Origin of the sequence: Streptacidiphilus pinicola (assembly GCF_003258295.1) — a bacterium.
Lineage (GTDB): Bacteria > Actinomycetota > Actinomycetes > Streptomycetales > Streptomycetaceae > Streptacidiphilus > Streptacidiphilus pinicola.
Window position 1 is genome coordinate 1 of sequence record NZ_QKYN01000174.1, and the last position, 14828, is coordinate 14828.

A 14828-nucleotide genomic window follows, 5' to 3' on the forward strand; every position below is an offset into this window, starting at 1 on the left:
CGGCTCCGGCAGCTCCTCGTCGAGCTCGTCCGGCAGCCTCTCCGGCTTCGTCGTGATCACCAACCCGTCCGGGATGGAGGTCAGCGCCGACTTCTCCGAGAGCGACGCGCTGAAGCTCAAGTCCGGCCAGGCGGCCACGGTCACGTTGAACGCCGACACCACGCAGGTGCTCAACGCCAAGGTGGTGTCGATCAGTTCGCTTCCCGTGAGCAGCTCCGGCAGTGGGTCGGGCGGTGGCTCCAACAGCGCCGTCCAGTACGCCGCGCTGCTCGCGATCTCCGGGGACACCTCCAACCTGCGCACCGGCCTGAGCGCCAGCGTGCAGGTGGTGACCGGTGAGGCGTCCGGCGCGCTCTACCTGCCGACCTCTGCGATCAACGGAACCGGCGCCAACGCCAGCGTCAACGTGGTCCAGTCGGACGGCACGACCAAGCGCACGCCGATCACCCTCGGCGTGCAGGGCGACTCCGACGACCAGATCCTCTCCGGCGTGACCGACGGCCAGAAGGTCCAGATCACCGTCGTGTCGACCTCCGGCAGCAACGGCTTCCCGAGCACCGGCTTCCCGGGCGGCTTCGGCGGCGGTGGCGGTGGCCGAGGTGGCTTCGGCGGAGGCGGCGGTGGCCGTGGCGGCGGTGGCGGTCTCGCCGGCGGTGGCGGCGGAGGCAAGGGGTGAGCCCCGCACCTGACACGGCGACCGCCACTGCGCCCGTCATCGCGGCGCGCCGTCTGGTCAAGACCTACGGCATCGGCGACGCCGTCGTGCACGCGCTGGCGGGCGTCGACCTCACCGTCCAGCAGGGCGACTACGTGGCCATCATGGGCAGTTCGGGCTCGGGCAAGTCGACCCTGATGAACATCCTCGGCTGCCTGGACGTGCCGACCACCGGCCGCTACCTGCTGGACGGCATCGACGTCGGCGGGCTGGACGAGCGACAGCTGTCGCTCGTCCGTAACCGCAAGATCGGCTTCATCTTCCAGTCCTTCAACCTGGTTCCGCGCACCAACGCGCTCGCCCAGGTCGAGCTGCCGCTCGCCTACGCGGGCGTCAAGGCGGCCGAGCGGCGGCGGCGCGCGATGGCCGCGCTGACCATGGTGGGGCTGGCCGACCGGGCCGAGCACAAGCCCAACGAGCTCTCCGGCGGCCAGCAGCAGCGCGTCGCCGTGGCCCGCGCCCTGGTCACCTCGCCCGCGATGCTGCTCGCGGACGAGCCGACCGGAAACCTGGACAGCCACAGCACCAAGGAGGTCCTCGGCATCGTGGACCGGCTCAACGACTCCGGCCGCACGGTCGTGCTGATCACCCACGAGGACGAGGTCGCGCACCACGCCAAGCGGGTGATCCGGCTCGTCGACGGCCTGATCGTCAGCGACGAGCGGCAGGCGCCCGTCGAGGGACCGCCGCCCGCGATGGCCGGCGCGGCCGGGGCGCTCACCCGGGGAGGGGTGCGATGAACCCGCTGGAGACGCTGCGCTTCGCGGTCCTGGGCCTGTCTGCCAACAAGGTCCGGTCCGGGCTCACGATGCTGGGCATCCTGATCGGTGTCGCGGCCGTCATCCTGCTCCTCGCGGTCGGCAACGGCTCCTCGCAGGCGGTCAAGGACTCCATCGACGCGCTCGGCACCAACGCGCTCACCGTCAGCTCGGGTGCCGGCTTCGGCGCGCAGTCGACGGCGACCAGCACCAAGCCGCTCACCATCGACGACGCCCGCGCGCTGGCCGACCAGAGCCAGGCGCCGGACATCAAGGGCGTCGCGCCCGAGGTGCAGACCTCTCAGACCGCCCTGTACGAGGGCACCTCGCACACGGTTAGCTCGGTCATCGGCACCTACCCGGCCTACTTCGAGGCCTCGAACAGCAAGGTGGTCCAGGGCGACTACTTCAGCAACGACGACGTCCTGGCCGCGCGCAAGGTCGCGGTGATCGGCTCGACCACGGCGACCGACCTGTTCGGCACGGCCTCCCCGATCGGCAAGAAGATCGTCCTGGGCGGCACCCCGCTCACCGTCGTCGGTGAGCTGGCGACCAAGGGCAGCGGCACCGGCTTCCAGGACCCGGACGACGTGATCATCGCGCCGCTGCCGACGGTCCAGAACGCCTACAGCGGCTTCGGCTCGCTCAGCCAGATCCTGGTCGAGGCGAGCTCGGCCGACACCACCACCCAGGCGCAGAACGAGATCACCACGGTCCTCATGGGTACGCACGGCATCAAGGACCCGACGGCGGTCGACTTCCGCGTCAGCAGCCAGACCACGCTGCTGTCCACCCGTAGCTCCACCACGCAGACCTTCACGGTGCTGCTCGGCGCGGTCGCGGCGATCTCGCTGCTGGTCGGCGGCATCGGCATCACCAACATCATGCTGGTGACGGTCACGGAGCGGACCCGGGAGATCGGCCTCCGCAAGGCGATCGGCGCGCCCAAGGGTGTCATCCTCAGCCAGTTCCTGGCCGAGTCGACGCTGCTCTCCCTGATCGGGGCCGGGCTCGGCGTCGCGGTGGCGCTGATCGGCGCGCACTTCACGATCGTCGGCATCAAGCCGGTGGTGATCCCCGCCTCGGTGTGGGGCGCCTTCGCCATCGCGGTGGCCATTGGCCTCTTCTTCGGCAGCTACCCGGCCAGCCGGGCGGCGAGCCTGCGTCCGATCGAGGCGCTGCGTCATGAGTGATCTTTTTCCGACACAGGAGGAAACCGTGGACCTCGAGCTGGCACCGACGGTCCAGTCGCCGGAGGACATCCTGGCCGAGCCGCCGGACGCGTTGGACATCAGTGCGGAGCTGGCCGCTCCGCCGCGCCGCAAGCTGCCGTGGCTGACGATGCTGCTGGTCGGCGGCCTGGTCGCGGGCGCCGGCTTCATCGGCGGGGTGCTGGTGGAGAAGGGGAACAACTCCTCGGTCGGCGGCGGTGCGGGGCGCAGCTTCAGCGCCTCCGGGCGCACCGGCGCGGGTGGCGGGTTCGGCGGTGGCACCGGCGGCGGTGGGTTCGGTGGTGGCGGGTTCGGCGGCGGCGCCGGTGGCGCGGGCGGTGGCACGACCATCGGCACGGTGAAGCTCGTCGACGGCTCGACCATCTACGTGACCGACACCTCCGGCAACATCGTCAAGGTCACCACCGGGGGCTCGACCAAGGTCAGCATCGCCCAGTCCGGCAAGGTCAGCCAGCTCAAGCCCGGTGCCACGGTCACCGTGCGCGGCAGTGCCGACGCCAACGGAGACGTGGCCGCGAGTACGGTGACGCAGGTGGGTGGCTGAGCGGTGCACAGCGTTCACTCATGAACTCCTCATCTACGGCCGCTAACCTGCCGCAGCCAGACCAGTTCTCACCGGGGGCGCCCATGGACACCGCCGAGGCCAGCCTGCTCGTCGTGGACGACGAGCCGAACATTCGCGAGCTGCTGTCCGCCTCGCTCCGCTTCGCCGGCTTCCGGGTCGCCTCCGCGGCGACCGGGGCCGAGGCCGTCGCCTACGTTCAGCGCACCCGTCCGGACCTGGTGGTACTGGACGTGATGCTGCCCGACGCGGACGGCTTCACGCTGGTCAAGCGGCTGCGGGACGACAGCGACCGGGACAAGATCCCGGTGATCTTCCTGACCGCGAAGGACGGCGTCGAGGACAAGATCAGCGGGCTGACGGCGGGCGGCGACGACTACGTCACCAAGCCGTTCAGCCTGGAGGAGCTGATCGCCCGGATCCGGGCGATCCTGCGCCGCACCGGCGGTCCCGCGGACGACGGCCGGCTGGTCGTGGCCGACCTGGAGCTGGATCTGGTCGGCCACCAGGTGCACCGCGCCGGCCGGCCGGTCTCGCTCTCGCCGACGGAGTTCAAGCTGCTGGAGTACCTGATGACCAACACCGGTCGAGTGGTCTCCAAGATGCAGATCCTCGACCACGTCTGGGCCTACGACTTCGGCGGCGACCTGAGCATCGTCGAGTCCTACATCTCCTACCTGCGCCGCAAGATGGACTCGGGCGCGGACGGCGCGCCCAAGCTCATCCACACCGTGCGCGGAGTCGGCTATGTCCTCCGCCGACCGGCCGGGTAAGCAGCTGGGGGCGCGAGGCTCCGCCGGTATGCGGCTCCGCCGCGGGGCGCGACAAACCCCCAGCCTTCGGCCGGGGGGACCCCCATCCGACGAGGAGAGTCCCCGAACGCGCAGGGCTGGCCCCCTCGGGTGGGCTCGTCGCGCAGTTCCTCGCGCCCCCAAACAGGTCCGCGGGCGTTTCTCGCTGCGGGTCCGGCTGCTGGCGCTCGCGATAGCGCTCGTCGCGCTCGGGCTCGTGGTGAGTGACACGCTCGTGCTCGGCAGCGTCCGCGATCAGCTGGTGCAGCGCGTGGACACGCAGCTGCAGCGGTTCGGGGACACCGCAGTCCGCCGGGTCGAAGACCCCAAGCGGCCGCTCGTGCCCACCGGCGGCGTTCGCCGCGCCTGGCTGCCGAGCCAGTACGTCGTCACGCAGGTGGACGCCGACGGCCACTACAGCGCGCTGCTGACGCAGCCCGTCCAGCAGGGCGATCCGCAGCCCGCGCTGCCGACCCTCGACGCCGCCCAGCTCGCGTCCCGGATGGATCACCCCTTCACCGTGCCCGCCGACCACGGCGGCGGCAGTTGGCGGGTGCTGATCGAGCCGGATCCCAGCCGGCCCGGCACGGGTGTGGTCGTCGCGGCGTCACTGGACGACACCGACGCGATGCTGGCCAAGCTGAACGACGGGTTTCTCGCGATCGGCGGCGCGGTCCTTCTGCTGCTCGCCGTCGCCGGGTTCTTCGCGGTTCGGGCGGGGCTCGGGCCGCTGCGGCGGATCGAGCAGGCCGCGCACCAGATCGCCGAGCAGACCGCCGCCGGGCAGCCCCCCACCCACCGCGTGCCGCATGCCGACGCGGACGTGCGCACCGAGGTGGGCAGCCTGGCCCGTTCGCTGAACTCGATGCTGGAGCAGATCGAGGCGGGCTTCGCCGCGCGCACCCGCTCCGAGGAGCGGATGCGCGCCTTCGTGGCCGACGCCAGTCACGAGCTGCGCACGCCGCTCTCCGGCATCCGCGGCTTCGCGGAGCTGTACCGGATGGGCGCGCTGGCCGACGAGGCGGACGTCAAGCGGACGATGAGCCGCATCGAGAGCGAGGCCGTGCGGATGAGCGGCCTGGTCGAGGACCTGCTGACGCTGGCGCGCCTGGACGAGCAGCGGCCGCTGCAGCTCGCGCCGATGGACCTGCGCACGCTGGCCGCGGACGCGCTGCACGACACCACCGCGCTCGACCCCACCCGCCCGGTCAGTCTGACCGGCGCGGCCGGGGCGACGACGCCGGGCGCCGCGCTGGTCCTCGGCGACGAGGCCCGGCTGCGCCAGGTGGTGACGAACCTGGTCGGCAACGCGGTCAAGCACACCCCGGCCGGCACCCCGGTCCGGATCGGCGTCGGCACGGTGGACGGCGAGGGCGTGCTGGAGGTCGCCGACGAGGGGCCGGGTCTTGCGCCGGAGCAGGCGGCCCGGGTGTTCGAGCGCTTCTACCGGGTGGACGCCTCGCGCAGCCGCCGGGACGGCGGGGGAGCGGGGCTGGGCCTCGCCATCGTCTCCGCGCTGACGCAGGCTCACGGCGGCCGGGTCGAGTTGGAGACCGCGCCGGGCGCGGGTGCCGTCTTCAGGATCTTCCTTCCCGGCGCCTGAGTGACGCCGCACACGTGACACCGTCCGAATCGGACGTCACGGCAATCGCCGAATTGGCAATCGGGCCTGGTCAGACTGTGCTGAACGGCGCTGTCGACTCACCCCACCCCCCTGTCAGTCTCTCCGGACCGACATGGTGATAATAGCTTGTGATCGTGTTCACGTTCACAAGCGCACGAGCATTTCGTGTTCAACATGCATGTCCCACACAAGTGGGAGGAAAAGTGCATTGATGGGCACGATGGTCGCCCAGAGGAGGGAACACCCGTGGAGCTCGCGCTCGCTCACGAGACGATGGCGCGATGGCAGTTCGGCATCACGACCGTCTACCACTTCCTCTTCGTGCCGTTGACGATCTCCTTGTCCGCGCTCGTCGCGGGCCTGCAGACGGCCTGGGTCCGGACGGGGCGTGAGAAGTACTTCAAGGCCACCAAGTTCTGGGGCAAGCTCTTCCTGATCAACATGGCGATGGGCGTGGTCACCGGCATCGTGCAGGAGTTCCAGTTCGGCATGAGCTGGTCGAACTACTCCCGCTTCGTCGGCGACATCTTCGGAGCCCCGCTCGCCTTCGAGGCGTTGATCGCCTTCTTCTTCGAGTCGACGTTCATCGGCTTGTGGATCTTCGGTTGGGACCGGCTGCCCAAGAAGCTGCATCTGCTGTCGATCTGGATGGTCGCCATCGGCACCACCCTGTCCGCCTACTTCATCCTGGCGGCCAACTCCTGGATGCAGCACCCGGTCGGCTACGAGCTCAAGAACGGCCGCGCCCAGTTGACCGACTTCCCCAAGGTGCTCTTCCAGAACACCACCCTGGTGGTCGTCTTCCACACCATCACCGCGGCGTTCCTGGTCGGCGGCGCGTTCATGATCGGCATCGCGGCCTACCAGCTGCGCAGGTCGGCCCGCCTGGCCAGGGAGGACCGCGAGCCCGTCAAGGTCGCCTCGATGAAGACCTCGCTCCGACTCGGCCTGGTGGTCTGCCTGCTGGCCGGTCTCGGCACCGCGATCAGTGGCGACGCGCTCGGCAAGGTCATGTTCGAGCAGCAGCCGATGAAGATGGCCGCGGCGGAGGCCCTGTGGGACACCGAGGCGCCCGCGCCGTTCTCGGTTTTCGCCTACGGCGACGTCTCCAAGGGCCACAACTCCGTCGAGATCACCGTTCCCGGCCTGCTCTCCTTCCTGGCCAAGGGCAACTTCACGTCGCCCGTCCCCGGCATCAACAACACCAATGCCGCCGAGAGGGCCAAGTACGGCGACAAGGCCCGCAACGGGGACTACAAGCCCAACATCCCGACCACCTTCTGGGCCTTCCGCTGGATGATCGGCTTCGGGATGACGTCCTTCGTGGTCGCCGCGATCGGCCTGTGGCTGACCCGCCGCCGCTTCTGGCTCGCCCCCGAGTTCCGGCGGGCCGGTGACGAGGTGCCGATCTTCATGCTGACCCGGACCAAGGAGCTCGGCCCGACGCTGACCAAGTGGGCCTGGCGGGGCGCCATCTGGACCCTGGCCTTCCCGCTGATCGCCTGCTCCTGGGGCTGGATCTTCACCGAGATGGGCCGTCAGCCGTGGGTCGTCTACGGCCTGATGACCACCGCCGACGCGGTCTCCCCCGGCGTCTCCATCGGCGAGCAGTGGACCTCGCTCATGGTGCTGACCCTGCTCTACGGGGTCCTCGCGGTGGTCGAGGTCAAGCTGTTGGTCAAGTACGCCAAGGCCGGGCCGACGGACGAGGAGCCGCCGCGCCAGGACCCCACCCTCGGCGGTCCCCCGGCGGGGTCCGAGGACGCCGACAAGCCCTTCGCCTTCGCGTACTGAGGAGACGGACGCCATGCACCTTCACGATGTCTGGTTCGTGCTGATCGCCGTCCTCTGGATCGGCTACTTCTTCCTGGAGGGTTTCGACTTCGGGGTCGGGATCCTCACCAAGGCCCTGGCCAGGGACGAGCGCGAGCGCCGCGTCCTGATCAACACCATCGGCCCGGTCTGGGACGGCAACGAGGTCTGGCTGCTCACCGCGGGCGGCGCGACCTTTGCCGCCTTCCCCGAGTGGTACGCCACGCTGTTCAGCGGCTTCTACCTGGCGCTGCTGATCATCCTGGTCTGCCTGATCATCCGCGGTGTCGCCTTCGAGTACCGGGGCAAGCGGGACGACGCGCAGTGGAAGCGCAACTGGGACCACGCCATCTTCTGGTGCTCGCTGCTCCCGGCCTTCCTGTGGGGCGTCGCCTTCGGCAACATCGTCCACGGCACCAAGATCGACGCGCACTTCGAGTACGTGGGCAACTTCTGGGACCTGCTGAACGCCTACTCGATCCTCGGCGGCGTGGTGACGCTGACCCTGTTCACCTTCCACGGAGCGGTGTTCACGGCGCTGAAGACCAACGGCGAGATCCGGGAGCGGGCCAGGGCACTGGCTCTCAAGGTCGGCGTGGTCACGGCGCTGGCGGCGCTGGCGTTCCTGATCTGGACCCAGGTGAACCACGGCGACAACTGGTCCTTCGCGGCCATGGTCGTCGCGGCGCTCGCCCTGGTCGGCGCCATCGGCATGAATCAACTGGGCCGTGAAGGGTGGGCGTTCATCCTCTCCGGGATCACCGTCGTAGCGGCCGTGGCGATGCTCTTCCTGTCGCTCTACCCGGACGTCATGCCGTCCTCGCTGAACCCGGCCTGGTCGCTGACGGTCAGCAACGCCTCGGCGTCCTCGTACACGCTGGGGATCATGACCTGGGTGGCGGGCATCATGACCCCCGTCGTGCTCGTCTACCAGGGCTGGACCTACTGGGTGTTCCGCCGCCGCATCGGCGTGCAGAACATGCCCGCCTAGTACGGCTGTAGAGGAGTCGTCGCTGTGAAGCCCGTCGATCCGCGCCTGCTGCGGTACGCCCGCGCGACCCGGATGTTCCTGCTGTCCTCGGTGGCGCTGGGCGTGCTCGGCGCCGGGCTGGTCATCGCGCAGGCGCTGCTGGTGGCGCAGATCGTCGTGGGCTGCTTCCAGCACGGTGAGGGGCTGGGCCGTCTGGCCGGGCCGCTGGCCGCGCTCGCGGCCGTCTCGCTGGGCCGCGGCGTGGTCGCGTGGGCGACGGAGGCCGTCGCGCACCGGGCCTCGGCCAAGGTCAAGTCCGAGCTGCGCCAGCAGTTGCTCACCCGCGCCGCCGCGCTCGGTCCCGGGTGGCTGGCCCGGCAGCGCAGCGGTGAGCTGGTCACCCTGGCCACCCGCGGCGTGGACGCGCTGGACGACTACTTCGCCCGCTACGTCCCGCAGCTGGCGCTGTCGGTGATCGTGCCGATCGCGGTGCTGGCCCGGATCGTCCTCGCCGACTGGGTCTCCGCCGCGATCATCGCCGCGACGCTGCCGCTGATCCCGGTCTTCATGGTGCTGATCGGGATGGCCACGCAGAGCCGGATGGACCGTCAGTGGCGCACGCTGGGCCGGCTCTCGCACCACTTCCTCGACGTGGTCGCCGGACTGCCCACGCTCAAGGTGTTCGGGCGGGCCAAGGCCCAGGCCGAGTCGATCCGCAGGATCACTGACCAGTACCGCCGCGCCACACTGCGGACGCTGCGTGTCGCCTTCGTCTCCTCGTTCGCCCTGGAGCTGCTGTCGACGCTGTCGGTGGCGCTGGTCGCGGTCAGCATCGGCATGCGGCTGGTCGACGGCGGCCTCGACCTCTTCACCGGCCTGGTCGTGCTGGTCCTCGCGCCGGAGGCGTACCTGCCGATCCGTCAGGTCGGTACGCACTACCACGCGAGCGTCGAGGGCCTGGCGGCGGCGGAGCAGATCTTCGCCGTGCTGGAGACGCCGGTCGCCGACTCCCCCGTCGCGACCGCGGCCGACGGTGGTGTCCGCGTCGACGGGCTGACCGTGCGTTACGCGGGCCGCGAGCGGCCCGCGCTGCGGGACTTCACGCTGCACCTCGCGCCGGGGGAGACCGTCGCCGTCACCGGCCCCTCGGGCGCGGGCAAGTCGACGCTGCTGGCGGCGCTGCTGGGCTTCGTGCCGTTCGAGGGCTGCGTCGACGTCGAGGGCTCGGTGGCCGCCCCCGCGCACGACCGGATTGCCTGGGTGCCGCAGCACCCTTACCTCTTCGCCGGAACGATCGCCGACAATGTGCGGTTGTCGCGGCCCGACGCGACGGACGAGCAGCTGCGCGCGGCCCTGGTCGCCGCCCAGGCCTGGGAGTTCGTCACCGCGCTGCCCGACGGTCCGCTGACGCTGCTCGGCGAGTCCGGCGCCGGCCTCTCCGCCGGCCAGCGCCGTCGCGTCGCGCTGGCCCGCGCCTTCCTCGCCGACCGGGAGCTGGTGCTGCTGGACGAGCCGACGGCCGGGCTGGACAACGAGAACGAGGCCGCGGTCGTGGCGGCCATCGGCGAACTGTCCGTCGGCCGCACGGTCCTGCTCACCTCGCACCGCCCCGCGCTGCTCGCCCTCGCGGACCGGCGCGTGGCCCTGCCGGGCCCGGTGGCGGCGGAACTCGCGAGCGGGGCCGCCCTCGGGGGCGCGACCCGCGGGGCGGGCCGTCCGGACCTCGCGGGTCCCGTCGACGGCTCTGCGACCGCGGCGGTACCCGCGCAGCCCGTCGCGCCTGCCCGTGATTCCCTGCCGGATGCCTCGGGAGCCACGTCCGGTGCGGGCTGGTCGAGTTGGCCGAGGCCGCGGCTCGGCGCCGCGATCGTCCTCGGCGCGCTCGCGCTCGTCTGCGCCACCGCGCTGATGGGCACTTCGGGTTGGCTGATCTCGCGCGCCTCCCAACAGCCGCCCGTCCTCTACCTGATGGTCGCCGTCACGGCCACCCGTACCTTCGGTATCGGGCGCTCCGCGCTCCGCTACGCCGAGCGGCTGGTGAGCCACGACGCGGTGCTGCGCAGCCTCGGCGCGCTGCGTACCGCCGTCTACGGCCGCCTCGAACGCCTCGCCCCGGCGGGGCTCGGCGCCACCTTCCGCCGCGGCGACCTGCTCGCCCGTATGGTCGCCGACGTGGACGCGATGCAGGACCACTACCTGCGCTACCGCCTGCCGCTCGCCGCGACCGCGCTGGCGGGCGCCCTCACGGTCGGCGTCGTCAGCTGGTTGCTCCCCCTCGCCGGTCTGCTGCTGGCCATCGGCCTGCTGCTCGCGGGCGTGCTCGTCCCGCTGCTGGCCCTGCGGCTGTCGGTGCGCGCCGAGCACGCGCAGGCGGAGACGCGCGGACTGCTGACCGGCGAGGTTGTCGGCCTGCTCGACGGCGCGGCCGAACTGACCGTCAGCGGCGCGCTGCCCGCCCGGCTGGACGCGCTGCGGGGGATCGACGCGGAGCTGACCGGCCTGCAGCGCCGCTCGGCCGCCGGCCTCGGGCTCGGGAGCGGCCTCACCACCGTGCTCACCGGTTTCACGGCCGTCGCGTGTGGGGCCGCCGGCATCGCCGCGGTGACCTCCGGACGGCTGCACGGCGTCTGGTTGGCGGTGCTGCTGCTGACGCCGTTGGCGGCGTTCGAGGGCGTCACCGGCCTCACGGCCGCGGCGCAGGCCCGCCAGCGCGGACTCCGCTCGGCGGCGCGGCTGGCCGAACTCGCCGAGGCTCCCCAGCCGGTGTCCGAGCCCTCCGCGCCCGGCACGCCGCCCGCCGACCCGCTGCCGCTGCGCGTGCGGGACCTGACCGTCGTCTGGCCGGGCCGGACCGCGACCGCGCTCTCCGAGGTCTCCCTGGAGCTGACGGCCGGCCGCCGCATCGCCGTCGTCGGCCCGAGCGGTTCCGGCAAGACCACGCTGGCCCACGCCCTGCTGCGCTTCCTCGACCCGGTCTCGGGCAGCGTCACCCTCGCGGGCGTCGACACCCGCGGCCTGGCCGGCGACGACGTCCGGCGCGCGGTCGGGCTGTGCGCGCAGGACGCCCACGTCTTCGACAGCAGCCTGCGCGAGAACCTCCGCCTGGCCCGCCCGGCGGCCACCGACGCGGAGCTCTTCGCGGCGCTGGCCGCCGCCCGCCTCGCGGACTTCGTCCGCGCCCTCCCGGACGGTCTCGACACCATGGTCGGCGAGCACGGCGCCTCCCTCTCGGGCGGCCAGCGCCAACGCCTCGCCCTGGCCCGTGCCCTGCTGGCGGACTTCCCCGTCCTGGTCCTCGACGAGCCCGCCGAACACCTCGACCTCCCGACGGCCGACGCCCTGACCGCCGACCTGCTCACCGCGACGGAGGGCCGCGCGACCGTCCTGATCACCCATCGGCTCGCCGGCCTCGACGCGGTCGACGAGATCCTGGTCCTGGACGCCGGCCGCGTCGTCCAGCGCGGAACCTGGTCCGAGCTGACGAGCACGGACGGTCTGCTGCGGGAGTTGTGGGCGCGCGAACGGGAGGGCGAGGCGGTGGTGCCGGCCTGAGAGGCCGTGCCCGACCGCCGCTAACCGGCCGCCAGCCGGTAGGCCGGAGTCCCGTCGGGCTCGGTGCCCACCTGTCGGATGCACGCCCGCTTCTGCAGGAACCGCAGGCAGTCGCGGACCCGCTCCTGCGTCAGCCCGGTGGCGAGCGCCATGGACTCGACGCTCCGTCGGACCATGCCCTGCGCGAGCGCGATCGGGACGATGTGGGCGGCGACGGACCACACGTCCTCGGTGACGGTGAGCCTGCCCCGCCACTTCGCGAGCACCTCCTCGGCCGTCCGTGCCGCCCGCTGCGCCGGCACGGTCGGCACCGCCGGTCGCTCCATCGCGTCCGCGATCCGGTTCACCCCGGTGACGAGCTCGCGCAGCAACCGTTGTTGCTCACGCTGCGTGGCCGCGAACTCGGCGTCGAGCTGGAGGTTGCGCTCCTCGAGGCGAACGATGACGTCCATCACGGGCTGAGGCAGCACGACCGCAGTCTCACCATGGCCCAGTCGGTACGCGCCTTCCTGCTGGATCGCCAGGAGAACCTCGGTGACCCAGTTCTTGAAGGGCTCGCACTGCGGCTTGACGCAGCCGTTCACCAGCCGCAGCAGGCCTTGGAGACTAACCATCACCGATGATTTTTTGATGCCCTGACCTGCAATGAGTAGCCAACCCTCGCGGGGAACTAGGGTTGCGGCTACGCATCGCATGGGCTCGGGGACGTGTCGTCGCAAGGCATCGCTCGGGTTCGCGTAGCCGAGCTCGCGGCACAGGTCCGCCGACGGGAACCAGTGGCTCCCGTCGGACAGGGTCACCCGCCGCACGCGGGCTCCCGTCGCCGCGTGGACGAAGTCGTTGATGTTGATCGCATCCGCCATGGAACACCCCCTTCGTCGCGCACCGTAATCATCCGACGCGACGCCGATCACCGGAATCCGCAGACTTCACCCCCAGGTGACGTAGCCCGAACGCGCGTCCGTTGTCGCCGCAAAAACGGACAAACTACGCTCGCACCATGGCGAACGGCGACGCGCACTTCATCCCCGACCTCGGATCGCTGGAGGTCGACGACCTCGTGTCCGAGGTGTCCGAGCGGCTGCACGCCGTCGCCGCCGTGAACGACCGGATGCGGGAGCTGCTGGAGGCCGTCGTGGCCGTCAGCTCCGGGCTGGACCTGCATGCGACGTTGCAGCGCATCGCCAGTACCGCCGCCGACCTGGTGGACGCCGAGTACGCCGCCGTCGGGGTGCTCGCGCCCTACACGCACGGGCTGTCGGACTTCATCCAGGTGGGGATCACCTCCGAGCAGGAGCTGGAGATCGGCGGGCTGCCCTGCGGGCTGGGGCTGCTCGGGTACGTCACCGAGCACCGCGAGCCGCTGCGGCTGGACGACCTGACCAAGCACCCCAGCGCCATCGGGTTCCCGCACGGGCACCCGGAGATGCACAGCTTCCTCAGCGTCCCGGTCCGCGTGCGCAACGACTTCTTCGGCACCCTCTACCTCGCCGAGAAGCACCACGGCCGACACTTCACCGCCGCCGACCAGCAGGTCGTCGAGGCGCTCGCGGCCGCCGCCGGGGTCGCGATCGAGAACGCGCGTCTGTACGAGGAGGGTCGCCGCCGCGAGCGGTGGATCGCCGCGTCCCGTGAGGTCACGAACGTGATGCTGACGGCGGACGACGCCGCCGTCGCGCTCACCACCACCGCGGAGCTGCTGCGCGACCTCGCGGGCGCCGCGCTCGGCATGATCCTGCTACCGACCGAGGACGGCAGCCTGCGCGTCACGCACGCCTCCGGCGAGGCCGCGGACCTGCTGATCGGCGAGCCGGTTCCGCCGACCGAGCGGGTCAAGCGGCTGCTCGCCGGCGAGACGGTGACCGTCGCGGACATGAACACCGACTCCGACCTGCGCGCGGACATCCGTGCGTCCTTCGGCCCCAGCATGGCGCTGCCGCTGCAGAGCTCCGGTCGGGTGCTGGGCGCCGTCAGCGTGTGGCGGGGCCGGGACACGCCGCCGTTCACCGAGGACGAGCGGGTCCTCGCCGAGGGCTTCGCCGCGCAGGCGGCGCTCGCGCTGCGGCTGGTGGAGGGCCAGCAGAACCAGCAGCGGCTCGCCGTCTACCAGGACCGTGACCGGATCGCCCGCGACCTGCACGACCTGGTCATCCAGCGCCTGTTCGCCACCGGGATGATGATGGAGAGCGCCGCCCGGCTGGCCCAGGTGCCGGAGGTGAAGGTCCGCATCTCCAAGGCCGTCGACGAGCTCGACGCCACCATCCAGGAGGTCCGCACCACCATCTACGCCCTCCAGCACGAGGACACCCCCGAGGGTGGCGAGGACCTGCGCAGCCGGGTGCTGCGCGAGTGCGCGCAGGCCTCGGGGCCGCTGGGCTTCAAGCCGTCGGTCAACTTCGTCGGCCCGGTCGAGGCGATGACGGGCGAGGCGATCGGCCGCCAACTGGTCGCCGCCCTCCGGGAGATGCTCTCCAACGCGGCCCGGCACGCGGCCGCCTCGCGGGTGAACGTGGTGGTGGACGGCAGCGCCCACATCGACGCGGAGGGCCACGTCACCGCGGGCAAGGGCCTCCCGGCGGTGGTGCTGGCCGTCACGGACGACGGCGTCGGCATGCCCGAGGGCGGGCGGCGCAGCGGCCTGCGCAACCTCGCCGACCGTGCCCGCAACCTCGGCGGTGACGCCTGGTTCGAACCGGGCCCGGGGGGCCGCGGCACCCGGGTCCTCTGGACGGCGTCGCTGTGACGCCGCCCGGGCGACCCGTTGTTGCGAGGCTGTAGCGCAACGACCGTCTGGGTGTTGCGCACGCGTCGC

General features: G+C 71.5%; 11 protein-coding genes. 10 read left to right on the top strand and 1 reads right to left on the bottom strand.

Features of this window, described 5'->3' with window-relative positions; translation table 11 throughout:
* The 9 genes from DN069_RS34235 to cydD form a co-directional block, all read left to right on the top strand.
* A partial coding sequence (locus DN069_RS34235) for an efflux RND transporter periplasmic adaptor subunit (RefSeq protein WP_116513715.1) occupies positions 1-676 on the top strand: 676 nt, incomplete at its 5' end.
* Complete coding sequence (locus DN069_RS34240) at positions 673-1455, top strand: ABC transporter ATP-binding protein (protein ID WP_111507142.1); 783 nt, start codon at positions 673-675, stop codon at positions 1453-1455. The genes DN069_RS34235 and DN069_RS34240, both read left to right, overlap by 4 nt.
* On the top strand, positions 1452-2666 hold the full coding sequence (locus tag DN069_RS34245; protein ID WP_111507143.1) for an ABC transporter permease: 1215 nt from the start codon (positions 1452-1454) through the stop codon (positions 2664-2666). Before DN069_RS34240 ends, DN069_RS34245 begins: the two co-directional genes overlap by 4 nt.
* A 25-nt stretch (positions 2667-2691) precedes the next feature.
* A complete protein-coding gene (locus DN069_RS41120) occupies positions 2692-3249 on the top strand; it encodes a hypothetical protein (RefSeq protein WP_207892373.1) in 558 nt (185 codons plus the stop codon).
* An 83-nt stretch (positions 3250-3332) separates the two neighbouring features.
* Complete coding sequence (locus tag DN069_RS34255) at positions 3333-4040, top strand: response regulator transcription factor (RefSeq protein ID WP_111507144.1); 708 nt, start codon at positions 3333-3335, stop codon at positions 4038-4040.
* A 238-nt stretch (positions 4041-4278) separates the two neighbouring features.
* Positions 4279-5661 (top strand): sensor histidine kinase, encoded by a 1383-nt coding sequence (locus DN069_RS34260; RefSeq protein ID WP_341538524.1) that lies wholly within the window; start codon positions 4279-4281, stop codon positions 5659-5661.
* 267 nt (positions 5662-5928) lie between these two features.
* A complete protein-coding gene (locus tag DN069_RS34265; protein ID WP_111507145.1) occupies positions 5929-7476 on the top strand; it encodes a cytochrome ubiquinol oxidase subunit I in 1548 nt (515 codons plus the stop codon).
* A gap of 13 nt (positions 7477-7489) precedes the next feature.
* Positions 7490-8485: a cytochrome d ubiquinol oxidase subunit II gene (gene cydB / locus DN069_RS34270; RefSeq protein ID WP_111507146.1), complete on the top strand. Its 996-nt coding sequence runs from the start codon at positions 7490-7492 to the stop codon at positions 8483-8485.
* Between the two features lie 24 nt (positions 8486-8509).
* Entirely contained in the window at positions 8510-12016 is a 3507-nt protein-coding gene (gene cydD / locus DN069_RS34275; protein ID WP_111507147.1) for a thiol reductant ABC exporter subunit CydD, read from the top strand.
* 20 nt (positions 12017-12036) lie between these two features.
* Here cydD and DN069_RS34280 read toward each other — a convergent pair whose 3' ends face one another.
* Positions 12037-12879, bottom strand: a complete 843-nt coding sequence (locus tag DN069_RS34280; RefSeq protein WP_111507148.1) for a BRO-N domain-containing protein — start codon at positions 12877-12879, stop codon at positions 12037-12039.
* A gap of 137 nt (positions 12880-13016) precedes the next feature.
* Between DN069_RS34280 and DN069_RS34285 the strand changes: the two genes are divergently transcribed.
* A complete protein-coding gene (locus DN069_RS34285; protein ID WP_111507149.1) occupies positions 13017-14759 on the top strand; it encodes a sensor histidine kinase in 1743 nt (580 codons plus the stop codon).
* Positions 14760-14828 lie beyond the last annotated feature (69 nt).

Bases quoted from the DNA above. Each gene is read 5' to 3' on its own strand.
- DN069_RS34245 (WP_111507143.1), top strand. From the start codon at position 1,452: ATGAACCCGCTGGAGACGCTGCGCTTCGCGGTCCTGGGCCTGTCTGCC.
- cydB (WP_111507146.1), top strand. From the start codon at position 7,490: ATGCACCTTCACGATGTCTGGTTCGTGCTGATCGCCGTCCTCTGGATC.
- DN069_RS34285 (WP_111507149.1), top strand. From the start codon at position 13,017: ATGGCGAACGGCGACGCGCACTTCATCCCCGACCTCGGATCGCTGGAG.
- DN069_RS34255 (WP_111507144.1), top strand. From the start codon at position 3,333: ATGGACACCGCCGAGGCCAGCCTGCTCGTCGTGGACGACGAGCCGAAC.
- DN069_RS34280 (WP_111507148.1), bottom strand. From the start codon at position 12,879: ATGGCGGATGCGATCAACATCAACGACTTCGTCCACGCGGCGACGGGA.